Source organism: Agathobaculum sp. Marseille-P7918, from assembly GCF_900625105.1.
Classification (GTDB): domain Bacteria; phylum Bacillota; class Clostridia; order Oscillospirales; family Butyricicoccaceae; genus Agathobaculum.
Genome location: NZ_UYYD01000009.1, coordinates 1 through 25,774, shown reverse-complemented (window position 1 = coordinate 25,774; position 25,774 = coordinate 1). Strand labels below are relative to the sequence as shown.

General features: G+C 58.1%; 29 protein-coding genes, 2 tRNA genes, 1 rRNA gene and 1 riboswitch. Of the genes, 5 read left to right on the top strand and 27 right to left on the bottom strand.

Going from position 1 to position 25,774, the window contains the following annotated elements; translation table 11 throughout:
* Positions 1-118 precede the first annotated feature (118 nt).
* The 3 genes from EJL02_RS11010 to EJL02_RS11000 form a co-directional block, all read right to left on the bottom strand.
* Positions 119-203 (bottom strand) — tRNA-Tyr (locus EJL02_RS11010).
* Between the two features lie 30 nt (positions 204-233).
* A tRNA-Thr gene (locus EJL02_RS11005) sits at positions 234-309 on the bottom strand.
* Positions 310-387: 78 nt separating this feature from the next.
* Positions 388-1,065 carry a helix-turn-helix domain-containing protein gene (locus tag EJL02_RS11000; RefSeq protein ID WP_125116461.1) on the bottom strand — a complete coding sequence of 226 codons (678 nt, stop codon included), beginning with the start codon at positions 1,063-1,065 and terminating at the stop codon, positions 388-390.
* Between the two features lie 332 nt (positions 1,066-1,397).
* On the opposite strand from EJL02_RS11000, the gene EJL02_RS10995 reads away from it, so the two are divergent.
* From EJL02_RS10995 to EJL02_RS10980, 4 genes are all read left to right on the top strand, one after another.
* On the top strand, positions 1,398-1,820 hold the full coding sequence (locus EJL02_RS10995; protein WP_164510398.1) for a PaaI family thioesterase: 423 nt from the start codon (positions 1,398-1,400) through the stop codon (positions 1,818-1,820).
* The gene (gene mutY / locus EJL02_RS10990) at positions 1,817-2,866 is read left to right on the top strand and encodes an A/G-specific adenine glycosylase (RefSeq protein WP_125116459.1); all 1,050 of its coding nucleotides are present in this window, start codon (positions 1,817-1,819) and stop codon (positions 2,864-2,866) included. Before EJL02_RS10995 ends, mutY begins: the two co-directional genes overlap by 4 nt.
* On the top strand, positions 2,863-3,348 hold the full coding sequence (locus tag EJL02_RS10985) for a DNA-deoxyinosine glycosylase (protein ID WP_125116458.1): 486 nt from the start codon (positions 2,863-2,865) through the stop codon (positions 3,346-3,348). Before mutY ends, EJL02_RS10985 begins: the two co-directional genes overlap by 4 nt.
* Before the next feature lie 69 nt (positions 3,349-3,417).
* Positions 3,418-4,755, top strand: coding sequence for an MATE family efflux transporter (locus EJL02_RS10980; RefSeq protein WP_125116457.1), 1,338 nt, complete (start codon positions 3,418-3,420; stop codon positions 4,753-4,755).
* Between the two features lie 70 nt (positions 4,756-4,825).
* On the opposite strand, the gene EJL02_RS10975 is transcribed toward EJL02_RS10980, so the two are convergent.
* The 18 genes from EJL02_RS10975 to EJL02_RS10895 form a co-directional block, all read right to left on the bottom strand.
* Positions 4,826-6,445, bottom strand: a complete 1,620-nt coding sequence (locus tag EJL02_RS10975; RefSeq protein WP_125116456.1) for a mannitol dehydrogenase family protein — start codon at positions 6,443-6,445, stop codon at positions 4,826-4,828.
* A 168-nt stretch (positions 6,446-6,613) separates the two neighbouring features.
* Positions 6,614-7,210 carry a folate family ECF transporter S component gene (locus EJL02_RS10970; protein WP_125116455.1) on the bottom strand — a complete coding sequence of 199 codons (597 nt, stop codon included), beginning with the start codon at positions 7,208-7,210 and terminating at the stop codon, positions 6,614-6,616.
* 69 nt (positions 7,211-7,279) lie between these two features.
* Positions 7,280-7,383: riboswitch (THF riboswitch) on the bottom strand.
* A 27-nt stretch (positions 7,384-7,410) separates the two neighbouring features.
* Entirely contained in the window at positions 7,411-8,217 is an 807-nt protein-coding gene (locus EJL02_RS10965; protein ID WP_125116454.1) for a Cof-type HAD-IIB family hydrolase, read from the bottom strand.
* A 49-nt stretch (positions 8,218-8,266) separates the two neighbouring features.
* Entirely contained in the window at positions 8,267-10,291 is a 2,025-nt protein-coding gene (gene feoB / locus EJL02_RS10960) for a ferrous iron transport protein B (RefSeq protein WP_164510397.1), read from the bottom strand.
* Positions 10,288-10,518 carry a FeoA family protein gene (locus EJL02_RS14210; protein WP_164510396.1) on the bottom strand — a complete coding sequence of 77 codons (231 nt, stop codon included), beginning with the start codon at positions 10,516-10,518 and terminating at the stop codon, positions 10,288-10,290. Before EJL02_RS14210 ends, feoB begins: the two co-directional genes overlap by 4 nt.
* A gap of 139 nt (positions 10,519-10,657) precedes the next feature.
* Complete coding sequence (locus EJL02_RS10955; RefSeq protein WP_125116453.1) at positions 10,658-11,347, bottom strand: YoaK family protein; 690 nt, start codon at positions 11,345-11,347, stop codon at positions 10,658-10,660.
* Between the two features lie 79 nt (positions 11,348-11,426).
* Positions 11,427-11,828 carry an ATP synthase F1 subunit epsilon gene (gene atpC / locus EJL02_RS10950; protein ID WP_125116452.1) on the bottom strand — a complete coding sequence of 134 codons (402 nt, stop codon included), beginning with the start codon at positions 11,826-11,828 and terminating at the stop codon, positions 11,427-11,429.
* 1 nt (position 11,829) lies between these two features.
* Positions 11,830-13,227, bottom strand: coding sequence for a F0F1 ATP synthase subunit beta (gene atpD / locus EJL02_RS10945; protein ID WP_125116451.1), 1,398 nt, complete (start codon positions 13,225-13,227; stop codon positions 11,830-11,832).
* 26 nt (positions 13,228-13,253) lie between these two features.
* Complete coding sequence (gene atpG / locus EJL02_RS10940) at positions 13,254-14,123, bottom strand: ATP synthase F1 subunit gamma (RefSeq protein WP_125116450.1); 870 nt, start codon at positions 14,121-14,123, stop codon at positions 13,254-13,256.
* A 21-nt stretch (positions 14,124-14,144) separates the two neighbouring features.
* Entirely contained in the window at positions 14,145-15,650 is a 1,506-nt protein-coding gene (atpA, locus tag EJL02_RS10935) for a F0F1 ATP synthase subunit alpha (RefSeq protein ID WP_125116449.1), read from the bottom strand.
* 16 nt (positions 15,651-15,666) lie between these two features.
* On the bottom strand, positions 15,667-16,209 hold the full coding sequence (gene atpH / locus EJL02_RS10930; protein ID WP_125116448.1) for an ATP synthase F1 subunit delta: 543 nt from the start codon (positions 16,207-16,209) through the stop codon (positions 15,667-15,669).
* 6 nt (positions 16,210-16,215) lie between these two features.
* A complete protein-coding gene (atpF, locus tag EJL02_RS10925; RefSeq protein ID WP_243114462.1) occupies positions 16,216-16,719 on the bottom strand; it encodes a F0F1 ATP synthase subunit B in 504 nt (167 codons plus the stop codon).
* A 59-nt stretch (positions 16,720-16,778) separates the two neighbouring features.
* A complete protein-coding gene (gene atpE / locus EJL02_RS10920; RefSeq protein WP_125116447.1) occupies positions 16,779-17,036 on the bottom strand; it encodes an ATP synthase F0 subunit C in 258 nt (85 codons plus the stop codon).
* Positions 17,037-17,112: 76 nt separating this feature from the next.
* Positions 17,113-17,832, bottom strand: coding sequence for a F0F1 ATP synthase subunit A (locus tag EJL02_RS10915; protein ID WP_125116446.1), 720 nt, complete (start codon positions 17,830-17,832; stop codon positions 17,113-17,115).
* A gap of 3 nt (positions 17,833-17,835) precedes the next feature.
* Positions 17,836-18,219: an ATP synthase subunit I gene (locus EJL02_RS10910; protein WP_164510395.1), complete on the bottom strand. Its 384-nt coding sequence runs from the start codon at positions 18,217-18,219 to the stop codon at positions 17,836-17,838.
* The gene (locus tag EJL02_RS10905) at positions 18,216-18,473 is read right to left on the bottom strand and encodes an AtpZ/AtpI family protein (protein WP_164510394.1); all 258 of its coding nucleotides are present in this window, start codon (positions 18,471-18,473) and stop codon (positions 18,216-18,218) included. Before EJL02_RS10905 ends, EJL02_RS10910 begins: the two co-directional genes overlap by 4 nt.
* 361 nt (positions 18,474-18,834) lie before the next feature.
* Positions 18,835-19,245 (bottom strand): hypothetical protein, encoded by a 411-nt coding sequence (locus tag EJL02_RS10900; RefSeq protein WP_125116443.1) that lies wholly within the window; start codon positions 19,243-19,245, stop codon positions 18,835-18,837.
* Positions 19,246-19,343: 98 nt separating this feature from the next.
* On the bottom strand, positions 19,344-20,471 hold the full coding sequence (locus EJL02_RS10895) for a D-alanyl-D-alanine carboxypeptidase family protein (RefSeq protein WP_125116512.1): 1,128 nt from the start codon (positions 20,469-20,471) through the stop codon (positions 19,344-19,346).
* A 127-nt stretch (positions 20,472-20,598) separates the two neighbouring features.
* Here EJL02_RS10895 and EJL02_RS10890 point away from each other — a divergent pair, with 127 nt between their 5' ends.
* On the top strand, positions 20,599-21,534 hold the full coding sequence (locus EJL02_RS10890; protein WP_164510393.1) for an AEC family transporter: 936 nt from the start codon (positions 20,599-20,601) through the stop codon (positions 21,532-21,534).
* A 55-nt stretch (positions 21,535-21,589) separates the two neighbouring features.
* Here EJL02_RS10890 and EJL02_RS10885 read toward each other — a convergent pair whose 3' ends face one another.
* The 6 genes from EJL02_RS10885 to rrf all read right to left on the bottom strand — a co-directional run.
* On the bottom strand, positions 21,590-22,339 hold the full coding sequence (locus EJL02_RS10885) for an exodeoxyribonuclease III (RefSeq protein WP_125116441.1): 750 nt from the start codon (positions 22,337-22,339) through the stop codon (positions 21,590-21,592).
* 4 nt (positions 22,340-22,343) lie between these two features.
* Positions 22,344-23,510: an aminotransferase class I/II-fold pyridoxal phosphate-dependent enzyme gene (locus EJL02_RS10880; protein ID WP_125116440.1), complete on the bottom strand. Its 1,167-nt coding sequence runs from the start codon at positions 23,508-23,510 to the stop codon at positions 22,344-22,346.
* Between the two features lie 5 nt (positions 23,511-23,515).
* Positions 23,516-24,238 carry an alpha/beta fold hydrolase gene (locus tag EJL02_RS10875; protein ID WP_125116439.1) on the bottom strand — a complete coding sequence of 241 codons (723 nt, stop codon included), beginning with the start codon at positions 24,236-24,238 and terminating at the stop codon, positions 23,516-23,518.
* Positions 24,239-24,241: 3 nt separating this feature from the next.
* A complete protein-coding gene (locus tag EJL02_RS10870) occupies positions 24,242-24,712 on the bottom strand; it encodes a VOC family protein (RefSeq protein WP_125116511.1) in 471 nt (156 codons plus the stop codon).
* Between the two features lie 228 nt (positions 24,713-24,940).
* Positions 24,941-25,588 carry an HAD hydrolase-like protein gene (locus EJL02_RS10865; protein WP_125116438.1) on the bottom strand — a complete coding sequence of 216 codons (648 nt, stop codon included), beginning with the start codon at positions 25,586-25,588 and terminating at the stop codon, positions 24,941-24,943.
* A 75-nt stretch (positions 25,589-25,663) separates the two neighbouring features.
* Positions 25,664-25,774, bottom strand: a 5S ribosomal RNA gene (gene rrf / locus EJL02_RS10860); the annotation flags it as partial.

Sequence of the window (25,774 nt, the reverse complement as noted above, 5' to 3'; positions counted from 1 at the left end):
TTTTCGTGTTTTACGGCGTCTTGTGCAGTCAAAGGTCAAAACGCAAAACATGAACTTTTTTAAACAAAACTACGGCATAAAAGAAGAAAAGCACTCCGTTTGGAGTGCTTTTCGTAACTGGTGGGAGGTGGTGGATTCGAACCACCGAAGTCATAGACGACAGATTTACAGTCTGTTCCCTTTGGCCACTCGGGAAACCTCCCATATGTAATTTTCAAACCTGTGAAAACAGGTGGAGCTGGTGGACGGACTTGAACCCCCGACCTGCTGATTACAAATCAGCTGCTCTACCAACTGAGCTACACCAGCGTTTCAGCGGCTCGCTCGCCCCAGCGACTTGTATATAATATCATATGGTTGCGCCGCTGTCAACACTTTTTTCAAAATTTATTTTCCGATTTTTATATTTTTTCCGAAAGCGTCGATCGAGTCCGAAACCTGCTGCAAAACCGTCAAAAACGCGCCGGAAAGTTCCGGATAACGTTTGCTGATTTCGTTGGGCGAAATCGAACCGCCGTGCAGTTCTTCCTGCTCCAGGCCAAAACCGCCCTCGCCCTTCGCCGCCGTGCGGATGCGCAGCTCATGCTCTTTCATGCGCGCGTCGCACAGGTATTCAAACTGATCCCGCGAGGTGCGGAATACCGCTTCCACGTTCGAAGGGTCTGCCATGTACAAATAGCGGTACACTTTATAGATCACGACCGACAGATACGCCTCCACCTCATGCGGCAGCTGCGTGCTTCCCATTTGCCCCGCCAAATCCATCAGCAGCGACACGGCCCGAACGATCTCGTTCTTCTCCCAGCCGGTATGTACCTGCACGTCCATGCGCTCGGCCGGTACGGCAGAACCGTCCCGCGCCATCGAGCGGCCCAGCAGATAATCACAGGACACGCCGTAATAATCCGCCGCACGCACGACAAAAGACAACCCCGGCTCGCGCAGACCATTCTCATAATGGCTCAGCAACGCTTGCGAGACCCCAAGGTCTGCCGCCGCGGTTCGTTGGCTTATTTTCTTTTCCCGTCGCAACAGCGCGAGCGTGCGAGAAAAATCACTGGTCATATCTCTGCTACCCCATCATAAAACTATGTCTATTATACAGCTTGTAATCGCGCTTGTAAAGAACGAAAAAGTTGCATTTCATCTGATTTTCTTTGCGATTTTGCTTTTTCTGCTGCAATTACATGATTTAGTTGCTGCATTTGAATTTTATGACTATATATGGTATTAGGCCGTTTCGCAATATGAAAAACCGTTTCCCAATCCCATGCAAAAGCGCCCTTGGTTTCCGCTTGACGGCGCTGTCAGCGGCCGATATAATAAAAAGGAAAACAAATCGCATGGTGCGGCCGTTTTTCCTGCCGCACCATGTCTGTTCCAAAGGAGTTTCGTGTATGACAATTGAACAGATTTTGAAAATGCGTCAGGAAGCCAGCGGCCTGAACAAGCTGATGCATATGCACGTGATCACGCTGGATAAAGACGGCGGCGCCACCGTCGAACTCGACCTGACCGAGGAATTGCTCAACCCGCTCGGACTGGCACACGGCGGCACGATCTACACGCTGTGCGACATTGCAGCCGGTTCTGCCGCCGCTTCGCACGGACTGGTCGCTGTCACGCTGGACAGCAACATCCACTATTACCGCCCCGGCCGTCTGGGCAAAAAGCTGACCGCCGTTGCCTACGAACGCAAGCGCGGCAAAAAAACCGCGGTCTATATCGTCGAAGTGCATGACGAGGATTGCCGCCACATCGCGGACGCAATCTTCACCATGTTCTACACCGGCCAGACGTTTGAGGACATGCAGCATTGAGCGGTGTCTCCCCCGCGATCGTTGCGCCGCTGCTGCAATGGTATGACGAAGGCCACCGCGACCTGCCGTGGCGCGCGCAGCCTACGCCCTACCGCGTCTGGGTGAGCGAAATCATGCTCCAGCAGACGCGCGTGCAGGCCGTGCTCGGTTATTTCTCCCGCTGGATGGAAGCGCTGCCCGATGTGCGCGCGCTCGCCAAGGCGGACGAGGCGATCTATCTCAAACTGTGGGAAGGTCTCGGCTATTACAGCCGCGTGCGCAACCTGCACCGCGCCGCTGTCGAGGTCTGCGAAAAATACAGCGGCGAACTGCCCGCCGATTATGACGCGCTGCTCTCGCTGCCCGGCATCGGAGAGTACACCGCCGGGGCGATCGCGTCGATCGCCTGCGGCATTCCCGTGCCCGCCGTGGACGGCAACGTGCTGCGCGTTGCCGCGCGGCTGGATAACGACCTGACGCCGATCACCGACACCGCCTTCAAAAAGCGCACACGCGAACGGTTTGCCGCGCTCATGCCGGCCGACCGGCCCGGCGACCTCAACCAGTCGCTGATGGAGCTGGGCGCGATGGTCTGCCTGCCCAACGGCGCGCCGCTGTGCGGCGACTGCCCGGTGCAGCATCTGTGTCTGGGCTATCACCATGGCAACGCCGCGCTGCTGCCGCTGCGCGCGGCCAAAAAGGCGCGCCGCATCGAAAACCGCACGGTCCTGCTGCTGCGGTATGGTACGCTGGTCGGCCTGACCCGGCGGCCAAAAACCGGCCTGCTGGCCGGGCTGTGGGAACTGCCCGCGCTGGACGGTCATCTGTCGCCGGACGAGACGCGCCAAGCGCTTGCCGCACGCGGCTGGCAAGTGGCAAAGCTGCTCTCCCTGCGGCCGGCCAAGCATGTGTTCACCCACGTCGAATGGCACATGAACGGCTATTACATCGAACTGGCAAACCGGCCGGATGAGCTGACCTTTGTCAGCCCTTCCGCCCTGCGTGCGGAATACGCGCTGCCCAGTGCGTTCCGTGCGTTTCTTTCGGTCATTGAGGAGGAAACATGAATCTCCAAACGGTTGTCCATACCATCCCGCCGCTGTACGACAGCCACTCGCGCGTGCTGCTGCTCGGCTCGATCCCCAGTCCCAAATCGCGCGAAGTCGGCTTTTTCTATGGCCATCCGCAAAACCGCTTCTGGCGTGTGCTGGCGGCCGTTTTAGGCGAGGAAGTGCCGCAGACCATCGAGGCCAAACGCGCGATGTGCCTTACGCACCATATTGCGCTGTGGGACACGATCGCCCGCTGCGATATCGCGGGCGCGTCCGACACCAGCATCCGCAACGCCGTGCCGAACGACATCGGCAAACTCGTGCGCGAAAGCGAGATCACCCGCATTTTCGCCACCGGCGGCAAATCCGCCGAACTCTATCGCAAACTGATCGAACCCACGCTGCACATCCCGATCACGCAGCTGCCGTCCACCAGCCCGGCCAATGCCGCGTGGTCGCTCGAGCGGCTGATCGAAGCCTATCGCGTGATTTTATAGAAAGAGGGCGTATCGCCAACGAGCAAACAACAATCCCCAACCGGCAAGGAGTTATTCCCCAATGCTGCGCTGAAAAAGCTGATCTGGCCGCTGGTACTCGAACAGGTGCTGTCCATCACGGTCGGCCTTGCCGATACCATCATGGTATCCTCCGTGGGCGAAGCGGCTGTCTCGGGCGTGTCGCTGGTTGACATGCTCAATGTGCTGATTATCAACATCTTCGCCGCGCTCGCGACCGGCGGCGCCGTCGTGGTGGCGCAGCTGCTGGGCGCGCGGCAAAACCGCCGCGCCTGCAACGCCGCCCGCCAGCTATATTTGGTCGTGGCTGTGATCGCGGTCGCGCTGAGCGTGCTGGTCATGCTGCTGCGCGAGCCGCTGCTGCGGCTGCTGTTCGGCTCGATCGAGCCGGACGTCATGGACAGTGCGCTGACCTATTTGACCGTCAGCGTGTTCTCCTACCCTGTGCTCGCCATCTATAACGCAGGCGCCGCCCTGTTCCGCGCGCAGGGCAACTCGCACATCTCCATGCTGATCGCGGGACTGATTAACGTGGTCAACCTGATCGGCAACTCCATCCTGATTTTTGTGCTCCAATGGGGCGTTGCCGGCGCGGCGCTTTCTTCGGTCTTTTCGCGCGGCGTGGCCGCGGTTGTCATCACCATCCTGCTGCTCAACCCCGAACATATCGTCAGCCTGCGCCGCGGCGGCCATGTGCGGCCGGACTTCCCGCTCATCCGCCGCATTTTGCAGATCGGCATTCCCAACGGACTGGAAAACAGCCTGTTCCAGCTGGGGCGTATTCTGGTTGTCAGCATGATCGCGCTGTTCGGCACCACGCAGATCGCAGCCAACGCGGTCGCGAACAACCTGGACGCGGTCGCGTGCATCCCGGGTCAGGCGATGAACCTGGCGATCATCACGGTCGTCGGCCAATGCATCGGCGCGGGCGATATCGAGCAGGCGCGCCGCATGGCGAAAAAGCTGCTGAAAATTACTTACCTGATCCTCGCCAGCTGCTGTCTGGCCACCATTCTGGTCACGCCGCTTGTGCTCAAGATTTACAGCCTGTCCCCCGAAGCGCTGTCGCTCGGCCGGACGCTCATCCTGATCCACAACTTCAGTGCTATGCTGATCTGGCCACTGTCCTTCACCATGCCCAACGTGCTGCGCGCCGCCAACGACGTGCGCTATCCCATGATCTGCTCGATCGCGTCCATGATGCTGCTGCGTCTGGGCAGCGGCTATGTGCTGGCCGTGATGTTCCAGATGGGCGCCATCGGCATCTGGATCGCGATGGTGGGCGACTGGCTGTGCCGCGGCATCCTGTTCACCGCGCGCTTTGTCAGCGGCCACTGGCTGCGCTTCGTGCCCGGCTTCCAGCTGGTTGCGCAAGGCGAAAAGCACTGATCTATGAAACCATAACAAAAGGGAGAACCAAACGGTTCTCCCTTTTTTGCATACCGCAGAAAAAATACGGTTACAGAATCCACTCTTCGGTTTTTTCCTCGCCGCAGTAACGGCGCAGCGTCTCGCGGATGGCGCGCGGGCCCTTGTTCAGTTCGTTGAACATGCGCACGACCGTCTCGCCTACGCCGATCTCAAACAGGTTGACGCCGAAGTAATACCGGTTGGACAGCAGCGGATACAGCTGCTCCTCGGAGACCTCGTCGCCCAGCTTGGGATTGCCCATCAGCGAGCGGATATGGTCGAGGTTGGTGTCCGGGCTGAGTTCAAACGGCTCGCCGCGGTCGTTGACGCCGACCAGATAACGCAGCCAGCCCGCCAGTGCCAGCGGGATATACACCAGCTTGGTGGCGCGGTGCGCCGGCAGCGTGGAGTTATAGTAAGCATACAGCGTCACGCCAAAGCGCAGCGGGATCTTTCTCGACGTGTCCGTCGCGGTGCGCTGCGGGGAGTCCTGCAGGAACGGGTTGGGATAACGCTCGCCCAGCACCTCATGCAGGAACGCGACCGGGTCGATGACGCCCGGGTCGGCGACCATCGGCATAGCCTCCTGCTCGCTCATGCGGGTGACGAGGTTGACCAGCTCCTTGTCCTTCATCTCGGCGCTGATCTGGGTATAGCCCAGCATGCAGCCGTAAACGCCCAGCGCGGTATCCATCGGGTTCATGCAGGTGCTGACCTTCATCATCGCCGACTTTTCGACGATATCGCGGCGGGTCAGGATGACGCCGCACTGCTCGAGCGGCGGATGACCGTTCGGGAACGCATCTTCGATGAGCAGGTAATGCGGGCTCTCGGAGTTGACATAGATGGCGGCATAGGTGCCCTTGGCCGTGACGAACGGGCGGGCATTTTCCAGACCGTCCTCCGTGAGCTTGTCCGCGATGCGGGTATCCGGATGCGGCGTGATCTTATCGATCATGGAGAGCGGATAGGTGTTCTTCTTGAGCAGATAGAAGTACTCATCCTCGGTGATAAAGCCCTTCTCCTGCCATGCCTGCGCCATGTAGCGCACCGCGCGCTCCAGACGCACACCGTTGTCCTGGCAGTTATCCAGGGAAACCAGCGCCAGCGGCGGCATGCCCGCGCGGCAGCGCGCCAGACTGAGCGAGGCGAGCTTGCCGAAGAACGAGCGGCAGCCCTCCGGGCCGTTGTCGCGGTCATGCGCGTAATCCGGCAGGAATTCATGCGCATCGTCCTGAATGACATAGCCCTTTTCGGTCAGGGTGAAGCTGACCATCTGCAGGCTCGGCGCCAGGAACACCTCGTTCAGGCGCGCGCCGTCTTCGCTCAGCTTGAGGCTCTCGGTGACCGAAGCCACCACCTCTTTGTTGATCGTGCCGTTGGAATACAGCGTTACCACCAGCGACAGATGGTCGCAGGCGCGGTAGCAGCGGTCGATCAGCTCTTCGTCATAACCGTCGCAGCAGATGATGCCCGTATCGGACAGGCCTGCGGTCAGCATACGCTGTGCCAGCACAGCGGGAAAAGCCCGGAACAGGTTGCCTGCGCCGAAATGCAGCCAGGTAGGCGCGTTGCGGGTGGCTTCCCGCACCGCATCGATATCGTATTGCGGCAAGCGGTAACCCTTCCAGGACGCGTTATGTTTGATGCTTTCTTTTGTCAATTTCATAAAGCAGTCACTTCCTTTCAGTGAACGGAACTTCGCCGTTCATCCCTATCGTATATAGTATACCAAAACTTTGCCGCTTTGCATAGGGAAAATCGGAAAACTCTACAAAAACTAAACACAGAACCTGACAAAAAAGCCGTCCGGCATTGCCGGACGGCCAAACAGCAGTCACAAGGTGTTTTTTTCAGCGGTGCGCGCCGCTTCCACTGTGCCCGGCAGCGCGTGATACAGCCGCAGCACCAGCTTCATCCCAAAATACAGCAGCACAGTCTCCACCGGCAGCAGCAGCAGATTTTTCACCGCGCGCGGCGCCAGCAGCACGCCCATCGCCTCACCGCCCGTGAGCGTCAGCCACAGGGTGTTCAGGCCGATGTTGCAGAACAGGTTGACGCACACCTTGGCGCCCAGCGCACGCCATATCGCCACTTTGCGCGGATACAGCCACAGGCCCCAGAACAGGCCCGCGGTGATCGCGGTGAGCGTATAACCGGGGAAATAAGCGCCCATGGTCAGATTGCCGGCAAAATAGCCGAGCACATCCGTGCACACACCCGCCATCATGCCAACCGCCGGCCCGAACAGCATGCCGACCGCCGCGTTGCACAGAAAGCCGAAGCCGATGCGCAGGTTGGGCGGCAGCTTGATGGTCAGCCCGAGCAGGTCGAGCGCGATGTTGATCGCGATCAGAAGCGCGGTCAGCGCAAGGCAGCGCGTGCTTTTGAGTTCGTTCAGGGAGCGAACGAAGATATTTTCCTTTTTGGACATAGAAAAAGACACCTCCTAAATCGATTCATTCTGTTGCCACAGCGATTTAGGAAATGCCTAAACAGTTGCAGCAGCGGGATGCGACTACAACACCGCAGGGGATTTTCGTCCCTTTCGTCCGCTGAACAACTCCCCGTCTCAGCGGCACTTAACGCATTGCAGTCTACTCTGCTTTTTCCGTTTTCTATTGTATCATGGTTTTACGGCTTGTCAATACCGAATACACGCCGGATGGTCCGGCACACGCCGTCCTCGTCGTTGGACGGGCAGATGTGCTTGGCCACGGCTTTGAGGGTTTCGTGGCCATTTGCCATCGCGTACGACTCCCCCACCGCCTGCAGCAGTTCGAGGTCGTTGAGATAATCGCCGAAGGCCATGCATTCGTCCGGCGTGATATGCAGGCTGTCGCACAGCGCGCCGATCGCCCGCCCCTTGTTCATGCCGGGCCGCATCAAATCCACCCAGTCCGCGCCGGACAGGGCGATCTGCGACGTCCCCTCAAACGAGCGAAACGCGGGCAGCAGCCGCTCTTCCGCGCGCCCCTTGCAGAACAGCGCCACCTTGCACACCGGCTCATGCCGGCAGAACGCCAGCAGATCCGGCACCAAAGTGCGCCGCACGCTGTAATGCGCGATGTTCTCCAGAAAATCCGGATCATCCGCGGTTTCGTAAAACCCACCGTCGCGCGCCGACACGATCGCGTTGGCGCCGGGCACACCGCGCACAGTCTCGACCGCGCGGCAGACCTCCTCGGCCGGCATGGCCGCAAACGACAGCACCCGCGCGCCATCACACACCATCGAACCGTTCTCGCTGATGTAAACCAACTCATCCGCAATCTCGCCGAACTGGTCATAGAGCGTATAATATTGCCGGCCGGACGCGGGCGCGAACCGCACCCCACGCGCCCGTAGCGCATGGATGAGCGGAAACAGACCCGCCGGCAGCTGCTTGCGGCTGTCCAGCAGCGTGCCGTCCATATCCGCGGCAATCAGTTTGATCGACATAACAATCCAATATCCTTTCCATCGATGGACAGGAAACGCGTCTTTTGCCTTACAGGAACAGGCTGCCCACCTGATAGATCACCATAGCGGCAAGGTACGCCAGCACCGTCTGGAATGCCGCCGCGCCGAACGCCCAGCGCCAGCCGCCCATTTCCCGCTTGATCGTGGCAAAGGCGGACATACAGGGCATGTACAGCAGAGTGAACACCAGGAACGAGTAGCCCGCCAGCGGCGTGAATACCGTGCCCAGCATGCCGGACAGCATCGCGCTGTCGCCGCCCGCGCCGTACAGCACGCTCATCGTGGATACCACCGCCTCCTTGGCGACCAGTCCGGTCAGCAGGGACACCGATTCCTGCCACTGGCCGAAGCCGAGCGGCTGAAAGATCGGCGCAATGAACGTGCCGATCACGCCGAGGATGCTGTTCTCCGCGCTTGTGGCGACCGAGAAATCGAGCGTAAAGTTTTGCAGCAGCCAGATGACCACGCTCATCAGGAAAATGAGCGTGCCGGCGCGCGTGATGAAGTCCTTTGCCTTCTGCCACATGTTGAGCACGGTCCCCTTGAAGGACGGCATGCGGTAGGTCGGCAGCTCGAGCACGAAGCCCGAAGAACCTTCCTTGAAAATCGTCTTTTTCAAGATGAAGCCCGCGAGAATGCCCATCAGGATGCCCAGCACATACAGGCTGATGACAACCAGACCCTGATGCGCGCCGAACAGCGCGCCCGCCACCAGCGCATACACCGGCAGCTTGGCGCCGCAGGACATAAAGGGCGTCAGCATGATGGTCATGCGGCGGTCGGCGTCGTTTTCCATCGTGCGCGCGGCCATAACCGCAGGCGTGGTGCAGCCGAAGCCCATCAGCATCGGCACAAACGACTTGCCCGACAGGCCGATGCGGCGCAGCAGCGTGTCCATGATGAACGCAACACGCGCGAGATACCCGGTATCCTCCAAAACCGACAGGAAGAAAAACAGGATGACGATCTGCGGCAAAAAGCTCAGCACGCCGCCCACGCCGCCAATCGCGCCGTCACAGATCAGGCCGATCAGCCAATCCTGCGTATGGGCTGCGGTCAGTCCGCCGCGGATGGCGGGCGAAATGATGCTCTGGATCAGGTATTCCATCCCGTTGCCTAAGAACGAGCCGATCGGACCGAACGTGCACCAGAACATCAAAAACATAAAGAACGCAAAGATCGGCAGCGCCCAAACCCGGTGCAGCACGATCTTGTCGATGCGCTCGGTCAGCGTCGCCTTATGTACTTTGGGCCGCTTGTAAGCCGCGCGCACAACCTCTTCGATATAGTCATACAGCGCGTCCGCCAGCACCATTTCCTTATCGGTCAAGTTGGCATGACTCTGCATGCCGGCCGCGATCGAATTGATTTCGTCCCGCATCTTTTGAGGCATATTGAGCTTGTCCATCTGCTTCCACATGACCGAGTCGCCTTCCAGCAGCTTTGCCGCATAAAACGGCAGGCTGCACTGCCGCAGCGGCAGCGGCGACAGCTGCTCGGCCGCGCGACGGATCGCCGCGCCCACGCCGTGCAGATACGGCGGCTGCTTGTCCGGCGCGCGCATGTGATGGGCCAGCCCATCGAGCAGGTTGTGCATATTTTCGCCCTTTTTGGCCGAGATCGGCACCACTGGCACGCCCAGCCGCTCGGACAGGGCGTCGCAGTCGATTTCGATTCCCTGTGCGCGTACATCGTCCATAAAGCCGAGCGCCACCACCATCGGCAGCCCCAGCGCAATCAGCTGCAGCGTCAGATACAGGTTTCGCTCGATGTTGGCAGCGTCCACGATATTCAAAATACCGTCCAGCTCGTCCGACAGGACGAACTCACGCGCGATGATTTCCTCCTGCGTATAAGGTGACAAAGAATAAATGCCGGGCAGATCGACGATATCGATGCCCACGCCGTCGTGACAGATGTGACCGGTCTTGCGGTCAACCGTCACGCCCGGCCAGTTGCCGACATGCTGGTTGGAGCCAGTGAGCCGGTTGAACAGCGTGGTTTTGCCGCTGTTCGGATTGCCGATGATGGCAATGGTCTTTTTGCTGCTCATGCATGTTCCTCCAGCACAATTTTTTTCGCTTCCGCGCGGCGCAGCGACAGGCTGTACCCGCGCAGACGCACCGCCACGGGATCGCCGAACGGTGCGATGCGTTCCATGGTGATCACCACGCCTTTGGTGATGCCCATATCAAGAAAATGCCGTTTCAGTGCGCCCTCGGCCGTTATGGATTCGACCACGCCGCTCTGCCCCGGCTTGAGATTATTAAGAGTTTTCATAGTTTTCCCCCGATGCCTGATAAAATAGGCCACATCCTGTTTTATTATAAAATGGCGGTTAGCAAATGTCAACCAAGCAGAGGGTCCGTGCCACCCTTCAAATGATACAAAAAGCGCGCCCGTCAGGCGCGCTTTTTCGTCATCGGAAGGTGTGGGCCTCCTCTTCCCGAAACATCAGGGCAAACACCACCAGCAGCGGCGCGCAGGTCAGCAGCAGCGCGCGCTCGCCCAAGGCGTCGGTCAGGAGCGCACCCAGCGCCCCGCCCAGGATAAAGAAAAGGATGATCACATAATAATGCCGCGCTTTGCGCGCCGCGTTCTGATCGCCCGTATGCTGCCAGATCAGCAGCTGTTCGGTGCCCGAACGCAGATTGCCCGTGCACATGGTTGTGGCAAACGCGCTGCCGCGCACCTTGCGGAAGCTCTCCACCTGCATCGCGCAGACAAAGGAGATCACGATGTTGACAACCGCATTCATCCGCTGCGGCTGCAGCGCGACGATCGCCAGCAGAATGATTTCCGCCAACACAATCACCTGCCGCCAGTGCAGCACCGTGTGCTTCTTTTTACGGCTCTTGCCGCGCCGCTTGACGAACTCCGCCGCCACCACGCCGAGCGCAAACGCAAGGATGGGCAGCAGATAGGAAAGCGCGCGCTGCCACTGCTGCTCGGCCAGATTCAGGCCGAACAAGACAATGTTGCCGGTCTGCGCATTGGCGAACACGCCGCCGCGGCACAGATAGGTGTAGGCGTCAAAAAAGCCGCCCGCAATTGCAAGCAGCGCGCCCAAAAGCAGCGATTCGGACATTTGTCCTTTTGTCTGTTGCATTTTTATTCCCCATTTCCTTCATGTGCTTCCCAGTATAGCAAAAAAAACCGTCCGTTTCAACAACGGACGGTTTTTTCCTTTACTTATCCCCCGCAATGCGCATGCGGTTGATTGCCTTTTTCAGTTTGACCTGTGCGATGTCGTGCTCATGGTCGCTCTCCTTCTGCTGCAGGATCGCGCGGGCACGCTCCGCCGCCTCGCGGGCGCGGTTGATGTCAATCTCGTCCGCCCATTCGCAGGTGCGGGCAAGGACGACCGTCTGCTCGCCAGACACGTCCACAAACCCGCCTGCAATCGCGGCCACGCGGGACTGGCCATTCTGGAAAATGGTCAGGCCGCCGATGCCGAGCGCCGCGGTATACGGCACATGATGCGGCAGGATGCCGACGTCGCCCTGCGTGGTGCGGACAACGATCTGATCCACCTCGTCGTCATAGAAGCACCGGTCAACCGTCATCACCTTGAGATGAAAGGTAGCCATATTATGCCCCCTTCTTTGCCTTCTCCACGACCTCGTCGATGGTGCCGGCAAACAGGAACGCCGACTCGGGCAGATCGTCATGCTTGCCGTCGAGGATCTCACGGAAGCCGCGGATGGTCTCCGACACCGGCACATACTTGCCCTGGAAGCCCGTGAACTGCTCCGCAACGTGGAACGGCTGCGACAGGAAGTTCTGGATCTTACGGGCGCGGGCAACCGTCAGCTTATCCTCATCGGACAGCTCGTCCATGCCGAGGATGGCGATGATGTCCTGCAGGTCCTTGTACTTCTGCAGAATGGACTGCACGGCGCGTGCGACCTCGTAATGCTCGATGCCGACAACGTCCGCGGTCAGGATACGCGAGGACGAGTCGAGCGGGTCCACCGCCGGATAAATACCCATCGACGCAATATCACGCGACAAAACGACCTTCGCATCCAGATGCGAGAACGTGGTCGCCGGCGCGGGGTCGGTCAGGTCGTCCGCCGGGACGTAAACCGCCTGTACGGACGTGATCGAGCCCTTCTTGGTCGAGGTGATGCGTTCCTGCAGCGCGCCCATCTCGGTGGCCAGCGTCGGCTGATAGCCTACGGCCGACGGCATACGGCCGAGCAGCGCGGAAACCTCGGAACCCGCCTGCGTGAAGCGGAAGATGTTGTCGATAAACAGCAGCACGTCCTGCCCTTCCACATCGCGGAAGTATTCCGCCATGGTAAGGCCGGAAAGCGCCACGCGCATACGCGCTCCGGGCGGCTCGTTCATCTGGCCGTAAACCAGCGCAGTCTTGTTAATAACGCCGGACTCCTGCATTTCGTTATACAGGTCGTTGCCCTCACGGGTACGCTCGCCGACGCCGGTGAATACCGAAATACCGCCGTGCTGCTTGGCGATATTGTTGATCAGCTCCATGATGATAACCGTCTTACCGACGCCCGCGCCGCCGAACAAGCCGATTTTACCGCCCTTGGCATACGGCGCGATCAGGTCGATGACCTTGATGCCGGTTTCGAGGATCTCGGTCGTGGATTCCTGCTCCTCATAAGACGGAGCGGGACGATGGATGGGCCAGCGCTCCTCGCCCTCAACCGGCGGCTTGTTGTCCACCGGCTGGCCGAGCAGGTTGAAAATACGGCCCAGGTTTTTGTCGCCGACCGGAACCGTGATCGGTCCGCCGGTATCGACCGCCTTCATGCCGCGCACCAGGCCGTCGGTGGACTCCATCGCGATGCAGCGCACGGTATCCTGACCGATATGCTGCGCAACCTCGACCGTTACGATGCGGCCGTTGTTGTCAATCGTGATGGCGCTCAGCAGCTTGGGCAGTGCGTCGGCAGCAAATTTAATGTCCAGCACCGGTCCGATAATCTGGACGACGGTGCCAATATTCTGCTCACTCATTGGCAAAACTCCTAATTCGTATCGTCCTATGCGCCGACCTCGCCCGAACCCGCGACGATCTCGGTGATCTCCTGCGTGATGGCTGCCTGACGTGCACGGTTATAGGACAGATTCAGATTTTCGATCATCTCGCTGGCATTGTCGGACGCTGCCTCCATCGCCATGCGGCGCGCGGACTGTTCGGAGCAGTAGCTCTCGACCACCGCACCGTACAGCACGCCGTACAGGTATTCGGGAATGATCGCGTCGAATACCGCCTCGGGCGAGGGATCGTATTCGGTCAGCACACGCGCGCCCGCCGGCTTGCCGCCCTGCTCCGCGCGCTCAAAGCTCGCCGGCAGCAGCTGGATGCACTTGGGCTCCTGCTGCAGGGGCGAAACAAACTGGGTATAGCAGAGGAATACTTCGTCCACCTTGCCCTCGCGGAACATGCCGAGCATGCGGCTGACGATCGCGTGCGTATCGCTGATTTTCATGGTTTCGGCAATGCCCGGATAATCCGCCGCGACCGGCCAGTCGCGCTTGGCGTAATGCTCCTGCGCCTTTTTGCCGATCGTGACGACCTGCGCGTGCTTGCCCTCCATCGAGGCGGCTGCCAGCTTGAACAGGTTGGCGTTATAGCCGCCTGCCAGACCGCGGTCGCCCGCGATGACGATATACAAACTGTTCTTCACGTCGCGGCGGCGGGTGTAGACCGAATCGCTGTCGCGCGTTTCGGCGGCCAGCCGGGTGATGGTTTCATACATCGTGTTGAAATAGGGCCGCGCGGCCAGCGCGCGCTCCTTAGCGCGGCGCATTTTGGAAGAGGCCACCAGCTCCATTGCCTTGGTGATCTGCATGGTGGACTGCACCGACTTGATGCGGCGCTTGATGTCCTTCATGTTTCCGGAAGCCATTGTTCAGTCCCCCTTCCCGCTTTAATGCTCAGAAAGGAACTTGACTTTGAATTCCTCGATCGCCTTGGTCAGCTTCTCCTTGATATCGTCGTCCATCTGCTTGGTAGCGCGGATGGTTTCCGGAATATCGCCGTAGACGCCGTCGATAAACTCGAACAGCTCTTTCTCGAACTCGGCGACCTGATCGGCCGGAATATCGAGCAGCTGGCCGGAAACAACGGCAAAAATGATGATAACCTGCTTTTCAACCGGGATCGGGCTGTTCTGCGGCTGCTTGAGCACTTCCACGATGCGCTCGCCCTGTGCCAGACGCTTCTTGGTGTCCGCGTCCAGATCCGAGCCGAACTGCGAGAACGCCTGCAATTCACGGTACTGCGAGTACGCCAGCTTGAGCGTGCCTGCAACCTTCTTCATCGCCTTGATCTGCGCGTTGCCGCCGACACGCGATACCGAAATGCCGGGGTTAACGGCCGGACGGATACCCGAGTTAAACAGCTCGGTCTCGAGGAAGATCTGGCCGTCCGTGATCGAAATGACGTTGGTCGGGATATAAGCCGAAACGTCGCCCGCCTGCGTCTCGATGATCGGCAGCGCGGTCAGCGAGCCGCCGTCCGCGATGTTGGCTGCGCGTTCCAGCAGACGGGAATGCAGATAGAATACGTCGCCGGGGTATGCTTCACGTCCAGGCGGACGATGAAGCAGCAAGGAAAGGGCGCGGTAAGCGACCGCGTGCTTGGACAAATCGTCATAAATGACCAGCACATCCTTGCCCTTATGCATGAAGAACTCGCCGATCGAGCAGCCCGCATACGGCGCGATATACTGCAGCGGCGCGGACTCGGATGCGGTCGCGGCGACGATGCAGGTATAGTCCATGGCGCCGTTCTTGACCAGCGTCTCGGCAACCTGTGCAACCGTCGAGCGCTTCTGGCCGATGGCCACATAGATACAGATAACGCCTGTGCCCTTCTGGTTGATGATGGTATCCAGACAGATGGCGGTTTTACCGGTCTGGCGGTCGCCGATGATCAGCTCACGCTGGCCGCGGCCGATCGGGATCATGGAGTCGATCGCCTTGATACCGGTCTGCAGCGGTACGTTAACCGGCGCACGCTCGATGATGCCCGGTGCGGGGCACTCGATCGGGCGCGACTCGGTGGTATGGATCGGGCCCTTGCCGTCGATCGGCTTGCCCAGCGCGTCCACAACGCGGCCGAGCATGGCCTCGCCCACCGGCACCTCTACGATGCGGTTTGTGCGTTTTACCGTGTCGCCTTCACGAATATCCTGATCCGAACCCAGGATTACAGCACCGACCAGATCCTCTTCCAGGTTCTGCGCCATGCCGTATACGCCGCCCGGAAATTCGAGCAGCTCACCGGACATGCAGTTTTCCAGACCGTGGACATGCGCGATGCCGTCGCCGACGGTGACGACCGTGCCGACGTCGGTCAGCTTGATCTGGCTCTGGTAGTGCGTGATCTGCTCTTTGATGATATTGCTAATCTCTTCGGGGCGTAATTCCATAAAGTCACCTACTTCCTTACGCGATAGTATTGGTCAGCCGCGCGGCGATCTCATTGAGACGCGTGCGCAGGCTGGTGTCGAACTGCTCGTTGCCGAGCTTGACGACAATGCCGCCGAGGATGCTTTCATCCACCGACGTTTCGAGCACCACCTGTTTTCCGGTCACGGCGCTCATTTTGGCTTTCAGCTTTTCGGTCAGTGCCTCGCTCATCGGCTTTGCCGTGATCGCGCGCACCTCCACGATGCCGTTTTCAAAGTAGTAATGCTCTTTATATGCCTGATACATATCGTGGATCAGGCCGACGCGGCCCTTTTCCGTAATCAGCATCAGGAAATTGAGCAGAAAGGTCTCAATTCGCCCTTCAAACACCTTGCGCAGGACATTCTGCTTGTCCTCCAGCGCGATGGACGGCGTCAAGAGCATTTTGAGGAAATCCGGCTCGCGCCGGAACACCTCACTGACGGCGGCCAACTCGTCGAGATAGGCTTTTTCCTTTTTCTCGTCCGCAGCGACCTCGTACAGGCTCAGCGCATAGCGCTCGCTTACAATATCAGCCACCTGCGCTCACCCCACCTTGTCGATGAAGTCTTCGATGAAGCGCTCGTGATCGGCTTCCTTGACGTCGCGCTCGACGACCTTGGAGGCGATCATGACAGAAAGGCTGGCGACCTCGTCCTTGAGTTCGTTCATGGCCTTCTTGCGCTCCTGTTCGATGGTGTTTTCAGCCTTCTTCATCATGGCAGCGGCCTGCTGCGAGGACTCCTTGAGGATTTCCTCGCTGCGCACGGTCGCGCGGCGGGTGGCGGAACCGACGATCTCGGCGGCTTCCTCCTTGGCCTTGGCCAGACGCTCGGTGTATTCGCTGCGCATCTGCTCGGCCTCGGTCTGCGCCTTTTCCGCGTTTCCGTACATGGCCTGCACTTCTTCTTCGCGCGCAGCAAGCATCTTGCGCACGGGCTTAAACAGGAACTTCTTAATGATGGCAAACGTAATGAGCGTGTTGCACATCGTCACCAGAATCTCCCACCAGCCGATGCTGACAAAGGATTGGTATATCGCTTCCGACACTGTTTTACCTCCTTCCCAAACGGAAGATAAATCCGTTCATCCTATGCAACCGGAACTGATTAGAACTGGCCGACGAACGGGTTGGCAAACAGCAGGATCAGCGCGATAACCAGCGCGTAAATACCGGTGGACTCGGCCATTGCGATACCAAGGATCATCGTACGGGTGATATCGCCCTGTGCTTCGGGCTGGCGGCCGATGGCGGCGCATGCCTGACCGGCGGTGTAACCTTCGCCGATACCAGGGCCAAGACCTGCGATCATTGCCATACCGGCACCGAGGGCGGACATGCCTGCTACAAATGCTTTGGGATCCATACTTTTTTCCTCCTGAAAAATGTTGTTGTTCAAAATTTGAGAATGGATTCGGTTTTGGATTGCTGTTCCCTGTGCGTCAGCTGCTGCCGCGCGCATCACCTACATAAGCCATGGTCAGCATACTGAAGATGAACGCCTGCATGCAAGCAGTGAAGCAGTCAAAGTACAGCGAAAGGATACCGGGTATGCCGATCTGCAGCAGCGGCACGGGCAAAAAGCCCAGGATCGCGTTTGACAGAACTTCCAGCGCACCCATGATCAGTGTCGAAATGACAAGGCCGCCCGCCATATTACCGAAATGACGGAAGGACATGGAAACCGGGGTGGCCACTTCGCTGAGCACATTGAGCGGCGCCATCACGAAGATCGGCTCCAGGAAGCTCTTGAGATAGCCGCCGATGCCGCCATACTTGATCTTGTTGAACGTGATCAGGATAAACGTGATCAGCGCCCAGCCAAGCGTGGTGTTCAGGTCGGCCGTGACCGGACGCATCCAGAACAGCGACGCGAGCGAACCGAACAGCGAGCTCATCAGCAGCGTTGCGATATAGGGCGAATATGCCCGGCACCCCTGCCCCATGGTGTTATCGACCAGATTGTCAATCATAATGACAGCCTTTTCCGCAAGCGCCTGCTTTCCCTTCGGGATCTTCTGCATGCGGTGCGTGAGGAAAATGCACAGGAACAGGATAAACGCCATCACGATCCATGCGTTGCGCATGGTTTCCGTGATCGGCAGATTGGGATTGCCGAATAGATACCCCAGTACCTGTGGGCCGTTTATTTCAACATTCACCGTCTAACCTCCTTTCCTCTGAACTACATTGCACCAGAGCAAAATCATTTTGGGAAAGAAGAGCGGCAGGACCGCAGCCAGCGGGTGGATAAACGGCGCTTTGATCGCCGCAAACACCGCAAGGCCGGTCAGCACATAGCGGAAAAAGTAACCGCGCCGCACAATGCGGGTGGCCTGTTCCGGCGGGAACAGGGCGGCTTTGGCAACATTGTTGCCGATCATACGGAACAAAACCAGCGAATAGCCTGCGCCCAGCAAAAGGCTGATACCCGCCCGCCACGCTTCACAGCCGGTCAGCACAAAAATGCCGAAGGCAATGAGCGTCAGCGGCGCCATCCCGCGCAGCATACGCGCCGATTCTTCCCGCACGATTTGCTTTCCCGTCACGGCAGCTTCTCCTTTCTTTCGCTTTCTCTGGCTTTTCGCTCGGTAAACCGCAGGAAATCCCGCAGTCCGCAGGCTGCAACCGCAATACCGAGCAGGATTCCGACGATCACGACTCCGTTGCCCCATCCAAACTTGTTGCGCAGCCAAATGGCTCCGAAACAGCATAGCACCGGCGGCGTGACGACCGTGAATCCAACCTGACTGAAATAGATCAGGTAACGCAGCACATTCCAATGATCCTTTTTTTGACTCAACCGCATTCCCCCATAAAGTCGATTTGATATCACGAGCAGAGCCGTGCCAAAAAAGGCCGAACTGCCCCATCCCACATATCAGTTTTTATTATACCTAACCTAATCAAAAAGTGAAACACTTTTTATCATAAATTTCTAAAATATTTTCGCCCTTCGTCGATTCATTATGCATTTCAGACAAAAATTTACCAACATCTTATTCACACCAACCGAATTTCCACCGATAATGTACCATTTTTGTAACAAAAACAGCACCATACTATGCCCATTCCAGACCAGTCTCATCTTGTATACAAAAAGAAAAAAGCAGCGATTGAATCGCTGCTTTTTTATCATGCTGCTATAACCGCTAAGTATCCGCTTACAGGAAGCGCTTCATACCCTCGGTCGCGGCGGACGGTTCCTCGCTCAGGGAAACCGTAAAGTTAACGCTGTGCTTCGAAGAGAACTGGTCGAGCACGTTGAGGAACTCCTCTGCCTTGGCAACGTCCTTGATCCCGGTGATCTTGTACAGGCCGTCGATGAACACACGCGTGATATCATAGTTGCCGGCGTGAATGCCGCACAGGAATCCAAGCAGGCTTGCATAATCCTTGATCGGGTAATCGGTTGCATCGATCAGGCGCGCATCATGCGAGATATCGAAAGTCAGCTTATTGCCGCGCGAAATGCAAACCACGCTTCCCTTTTCTTCTTGTACCGCGGTGTTGACCTGATCGATCAATTCCTTGGTCTTACCAGAGCCAGTACCGCCAATAATCAGTTTTACCATAGTTTATATCCTCCCAACCTTTGAGGTTGCTTTTAGTGTACCATAGTTTACCCGAAACCTCAAGCCTGATTTGTAAACTTTCCGTCATTTTGTCCATATTACGCCGGGCTGCCGCCTGCCAATTTCCCCAAGAATTCCAGCAGCAAATCCGGGATTGTGGTCATTTCGACCGCTTCCGCCGCCGTGATCGGAAGGGTCAGCAGCGTTTCGCCCCCGCTCGACACGGTCAGCTCCCCGATCTGCTGGCCGGCCTCGACCGGCGCCTGCAATGTATCCGGCAGCTCCAGATGGGTTTCCAGCTGCGACGCCTTTTCCTTTTCCACCACAAAGGACTGGCTGTCCTGCAAAACCGGCTGCACACTGTCCGCGTTTCCCAGCTGCACCGGGACCGGCTGCAGCAGATCGGCCGGCGGTGTGTACACCGTGAAGTTGGCAAAGCCGTAATTGAGCAGCGCGGACGCATCCGCCATACGGGTCTCCTTGGTCGGCGCCGCCATCACCACCGCAACCAGGCTCAGGCCGTCCCGCTCGGCGCTGGCCGAAATGCAAAAGCCTGCCTCAGAAATGTATCCTGTTTTGAGGCCGGTCAGGCCGGGATAGCTTTTGAGCATCTTATTGGTGTTGGCCAGCGAAAATTTCCCGCCCCGGATGCTGTCCATCCAAATGCCGGTGTACTCCAAAATTTTGGGATGCTTGAGCAGCTCGCAGGAGATCAGCGCCAGATCGTGCGCCGACGTGAGCGTTTTCTGCCCCATGCCGTCCAGCCCGTTGGCATTGATAAACTGCGTATTGGTGCAGCCCAGTTCCGCGGCGCGCTGGTTCATGCGCTCGACAAAGGCCGCTTCGGTGCCGGCCAGATGCTCCGCCACCGCCACGGCGCAGTCGTTTGCCGACCCCACCGCGATCGCCTTGAGCATATCGTTGAGCGACATCTGTTCCCCCGGTTCCAGCCAGACCTGTGTGCCGCCCATCGAGCAGGCATATTCGCTGCCGGTGATCATGGTATCGAGCGTCACCTCGCCGCGCTCGAGCGCCTCCATGGTCAGCAGCATGGTCATGATTTTGGTCACCGACGCCGGCTGCAGCTGCTCATCGGCGTTATAAGAATACAGTTCCTGCCCGTTTGCCGCATACAGCGCGGCGGATTTGGCGTTCAGCGCCCCCATTTCCGGCAGCGCTGCCGCCTGCACCAGCAGCATGCCGCCCAGCATGGCGGCGCAGATCATTTTTTTCACAGCCAACCACCCTTTCGCTCTATCCTATGCAGGGCGCAGGATAGGCATGCCTTTTTCATTGACAAACACGCGCGGACTGTTTTATGATAATACAGTTGGAAATCGGAGGGGTATTGTTTTGCTGGAAAATATTCAAATTTTGGTCTCACAGATCCTTGTGATGTTTTTGCTGATGGGCGTCGGCTTTGTCTGCTTCCGCCTGCACTATCTCGACAACAACGGTGCGGGACAGCTGTCGCTCGTCCTGACGCGCATTGTCGCACCGAGTGTCATCATTGATTCCTTTCAGCGGGAATTTGATCCCGCGCTCAGCATCGACCTGCTTGTCGCGGCCGGCTGTGCCGCGTTCGCCATGGGGCTGTCCATCGTAGTCAGCCAATTTCTGTTCCGCGCAAACGGGCCGCATGCAAACTTTGCAGACAAGCGCATGTGCGTGGTGTTCACCAACTGCGGGTTCATGGCGCTGCCGCTGCTGGATGCGCTGTACGGGTCTTACGGCCTGTTTCTGGGCTCGGCCTTCATTGCGGTCAACAACGTGCTGCTGTGGAGCTACGGTGTCTCCCAGCTTTGCCGCGACGCCCCGCGCGCGCAGAAAATCCGCAACGCGGTGCTCAACCCCGGCACGGTCTCGCTGGCCATCGGCCTTGTCTTTTTCCTGACGCCGCTCAACCTGCCGCAGATCCCCGCCACCTGTGTCTCCTATCTTGCCTCGCTCAACACGCCGCTCGCGATGATTGTTCTGGGCGCATTCCTCGCCCAGTGCGATCTGCGCTCCTGCTTTCGCGACCGGCAGGTGTATTTTGTCACCGCGCTTCGCCTGCTGATCCTGCCGCTATTGACGCTGGCGGTCTTTCTGCTGCTGCCGCTGGACAGTGTTCTGCGCGACTCCATGGTCATCAGCGCCGCCGCGCCGGTCGCCATGGTCTGCTCCATGTTCGGTCAGGTATATGGCACGGATTACCTGTTCTCCACGCGCGCGGTTGCAGTATCGACTATTTTATCCGCGGTCACCATTCCTTTTCTGATCGCGCTGAGCGGCCTGATCGGCGGCTGATGCATGGAGACAATCAAAAAAACAGACTGCGTTTTTTCGCAGTCTGTTTTTCTTTTTATGCGATCTCGATCAGCACCGGGCAGTGATCCGAACCATAGACGTCGCTTAAAATCCGCGCGTCCTTGACGCGGTCCACAAAGCGGTTGGACACCAGGAAATAGTCGATGCGCCATCCCGCGTTCTTTTCCCGCGCCTTGAAGCGATAGCTCCACCACGAATACGCGCCGGTCACCTCGGGGTAAAAATGGCGGAAGGTATCCGTAAAGCCCGCTGCGAGCAGGTCGGTCATCTTCTGGCGCTCCTCATCGGTAAAGCCCGCGTTGCGGCGGTTGGTCTTGGGGTTTTTCAGGTCGATCTCTTTGTGCGCGACGTTCATATCCCCGCAGACGATAACCGGCTTTTCCGCATCCAGCTTTTGCAGGTACGCACGGAAATCGTCGTCCCACTGCATGCGGTAGTCCAGCCGCTTGAGCTCATCCTGCGAATTGGGCGTGTAGACGGTCACCAGATAAAACTCGCCGTAATCCGCGGTGATGACGCGGCCCTCGTGGTCGTGCTCATCGATGCCAAGGCCAAAGGTCACCGCCTGCGGCTCGTTCTTGCTGAACAGCGCCACGCCCGAATAGCCCTTCTTCTCGGCCGAGTTCCAGTATTCATGATAGCCCTCCACCTGCGGCGCCTGCTCGGGCTGCAGCTTGGTTTCCTGCAAACACATCATGTCCGGCTGCTCGGCGGCCAGAAATTCAAAAAAGCCTTTGCCCACGCAGGCGCGCAGGCCGTTTACATTCCAAGAAATCAGCTTCATCCGGTTATCCTTTCAAAATTCCGCTTGCGTCGATGCGGCGCACCGCTTCTTCCATCCGCTCAGGCGGCACAACCAGCGCAAAACGCACATAGCCCTCGCCGTGCGCGCCGAACGAGCTGCCCGGCACGCAGATCACGCCGGTTTTTTCCATCAGTTCGAGCACAAAATCCACGGACGAAGTAAACCGCGCCGGGATCTTCGCCCAGACGAACATCGTGCCCTGTGCATCCGGCACATCCCAGCCGATGCGGCGCAGGCCGCCGCACAGCGCATCGCGCCGCGCCATATAGCCTTCCCGGTTGCGCTGAACGATATCCTGCGGCCCGGTCAGCGCGGCAACCGCGCCCGCCTGAATCGGGTAAAACATACCATAGTCGATCTGCGAACGGAACGCACGGAAGCGCTCAATCACCTCGCGGTTGCCCACCGCGAACGACACGCGCATGCCGGTCAGGTTATAGGTCTTGCTGAGCGAATTGAACTCAATGCCGACCTCCTTCGCGCCCGGGATGGACAGGAAGGAAAGCCCCTGCTTGCCGTTGAGCATCAGATCGGAATACGCATTGTCATGCAGCACGATGATGTTGTGCTCGCGCGCAAAGAGCACCAGCTTCTCATAAAATGCACGATCCGCAACCGCGGTGGTCGGGTTGTTCGGATAGGAAACCACCATCGCCTTGGCGCGCTCGGCGATATCCTCCGGAATGTCCGCAAAATCCAGCTGCCAGTTGTTTTCCGCGCGCAGCGGATACAGGCCGACGGTCGCGCCGGTCATCATCGGACCGAACGAGAAGATCGGATAGCCCGGATCGGGCGCAAGGATCAGGTCATTGTGTCCGGCGAAGGCAAAACACACATGCGCAATGCCCTCCTGCGAGCCGCAGACCGCCATGATCTCGTCCGCCTCGAGCGCAACGTCATAGCGGCGGCGGTACCAGTCCTGCACCGCTGAGATCAGCGCCGGCGTCTCGGTCAGCGAGTATTTATACTGATCCGGATCGAGCGCGGCACGGCTGACCGCCTGCATCACATGCTCGTCCGGCTGAAAATCCGGCGTGCCGATCGACAGATTGATGACATCCGCGCCGCCGGCAATCAATGCGCGTTTTCTCTCATCCAGCCGGTTAAAAATATTGCTTTCCGCGGCGTCTCCCGCTTTGATAAACTGCATTGTCCTTATCTCCCCAACAAAAATTCTACGACCGTCCGGTTAAAGCGAGACGGCTGTTTGGCCGCGACAAAATGATCGCCATCGCGGAAGGTCTCCACCCGGCAATGCGGGATATGCGCCGCCATTTCCCTAGTCTGGCTGTCGCGCACGATATCGTGTTCGCCGACAATGATGAGCGTCCGCATGGTCAGCTTTTTCAGATCGTCCATCACGACGCCGTACGGGTACACCATCAGCCCGAACACGTCGCGTTTGCGCGCCGCATGGTGACTGAACCGCCCCAGCACGCGCAGCGCACCGTACGCGGCACAGACCGGCAGCTGGAAATGCGGCTTCATGCCGGCAAACATTTCCACGTTGGCGCCGTTCAGGATCAGCCGGTCCACATACGAAGGAAACATCAGCGCAAACTTGATCGCCAGATTGCCTCCGTCCGAAAAGCCCAGAATATGCGCCTTTTTGATGCCGAGCGAATCCAAAACCGTTTTCAGATCCTGCGCCATCAGCTCGAACGACAAGCCGCGCGTGCCGGCTTCCGAAGCGCCGTGGCCGCGGCTGTCCACCGCGATCACACGGAAAAAGCGAGTGAATTCCGGGATCTGCGCTTTCCAATAGGAGCTATCCTCGCCATTGCCATGCAGCAACACCAGCGGCCTGCCGCGACCTGCATCATAATATGCAATGCGCGCATCGCCGCAGTTGACAAACTCCGGCTGAAATTCAAACATAATCTATTCCATACCTTTCCTGCATCGTTCTACAAATTCAATCGGGTGCTGGATCAGCTGCGCCGTCTGCTGGACATCGTACCCTTCCTGCAAAAAGCGGCGCGCCACGACTTCCATCGACTCCCCGACTTCTACCATATGCCAATCCGGGTCATATAACCGCACAACCCGTTGATGCCATTCTTCCACTTTGGGCGGGTGCACCAGCTCCACATCGAGGCAATCGCGCAGTTTCTCCAGAAACGCGTCGAAATCGTCCACCTCGAAATATAATTCCATGTTATTGGACTGGTGCAGAACTGTACACTTCGGGATATCCACCAGCGAATCAAAATCCTCCTGAATGGCAAAGCCTCCGGAAAAAGTGACGTTTTTGCCAAGATCCAACGCAACCGTCTGGTCAAACAAATCATGATAAAACTTTTTTGAAATCTCCACATTCCGTACCGCCAGTACGGGCAACCGATATTGGATCATTGTTTTCCCTCCGTCACAATCCGAATCAACATATATATTTGCCTGTGCGTTCCGGAATCCCGTCCGCAAAAGGCAGATTTATATATATTCATTCATATTTTATCACAGTTGATGCAAACGGTAAAGAATTGACGATTCGCTTTGCACTGTCGAAACCCACAAAAATACTTGGACTTCTTCGCGCAGAATTTGACAAGCTTCTTCTATTCGCCTACGCAGAGCAGCTCAGCCGATCAGCAGGCTCTGCAATGCAGCAAGATCCTGCACAATGTACCGCGCGCCAGCCTGCTGCAATTCCTCATAGCCGCCGAAGCCCATCGTCAGGCCAATACAGTCGATGGAGCACTGCCGCGCGCCTTCCACATCATGAAAGCGATCCCCCACCAAAACCGCGTTACTGCGATCCGGGACCGACAGCATGTTGAGCGCCTGTTCCACTACCTGCGCTTTGGTGCTGATGGTGCCGTCCAGCGTGGCGCCCGAAATGGCGTCAAAATACGGTGCGATTTCAAACCACTGCAAAATTCTGTCCACAAAAACCGTCGGCTTGGAAGAAGCGATCGCGATTTTCCGTCCTGCGGACCGCAAGGCGGCCAGAAGCGCCGGAACGCCATCAAACAGGAGATTTTCTTTCCAGCCAATCCGGTCAAACCGTTCCCGGTAGGCCGCTACCCCCTGTTTTGCCTGCGCATCATCAAAACCATAGCAGCGTCTGAACTCATCATACAGCGGAGGGCCAATAAAGTGCTCCAAGGACGTAAGATCCGGCTCGTCGATGCCGAATTTGCTCAGTGCGTACTGCACGGACTTGGTGATGCCCTCCCGCGGGTCGGTTAATGTGCCGTCCAGATCAAACAGGATATATTGATACATTTTCGAATGTCCTCCGAACAAGAGTGGATTTTCAATAAGATAAGAAAAACGCCGGTTCCAAAGAACCGGCGTTAGTGTGCGCGTCGAGTTATCTTCCCGGGCCGTCGCCAGCCAAGTATTGTCACCGTAAACGAGCTTAACTACTGTGTTCGGAATGGGAACAGGTGTACCCTCGTCACCATTGAC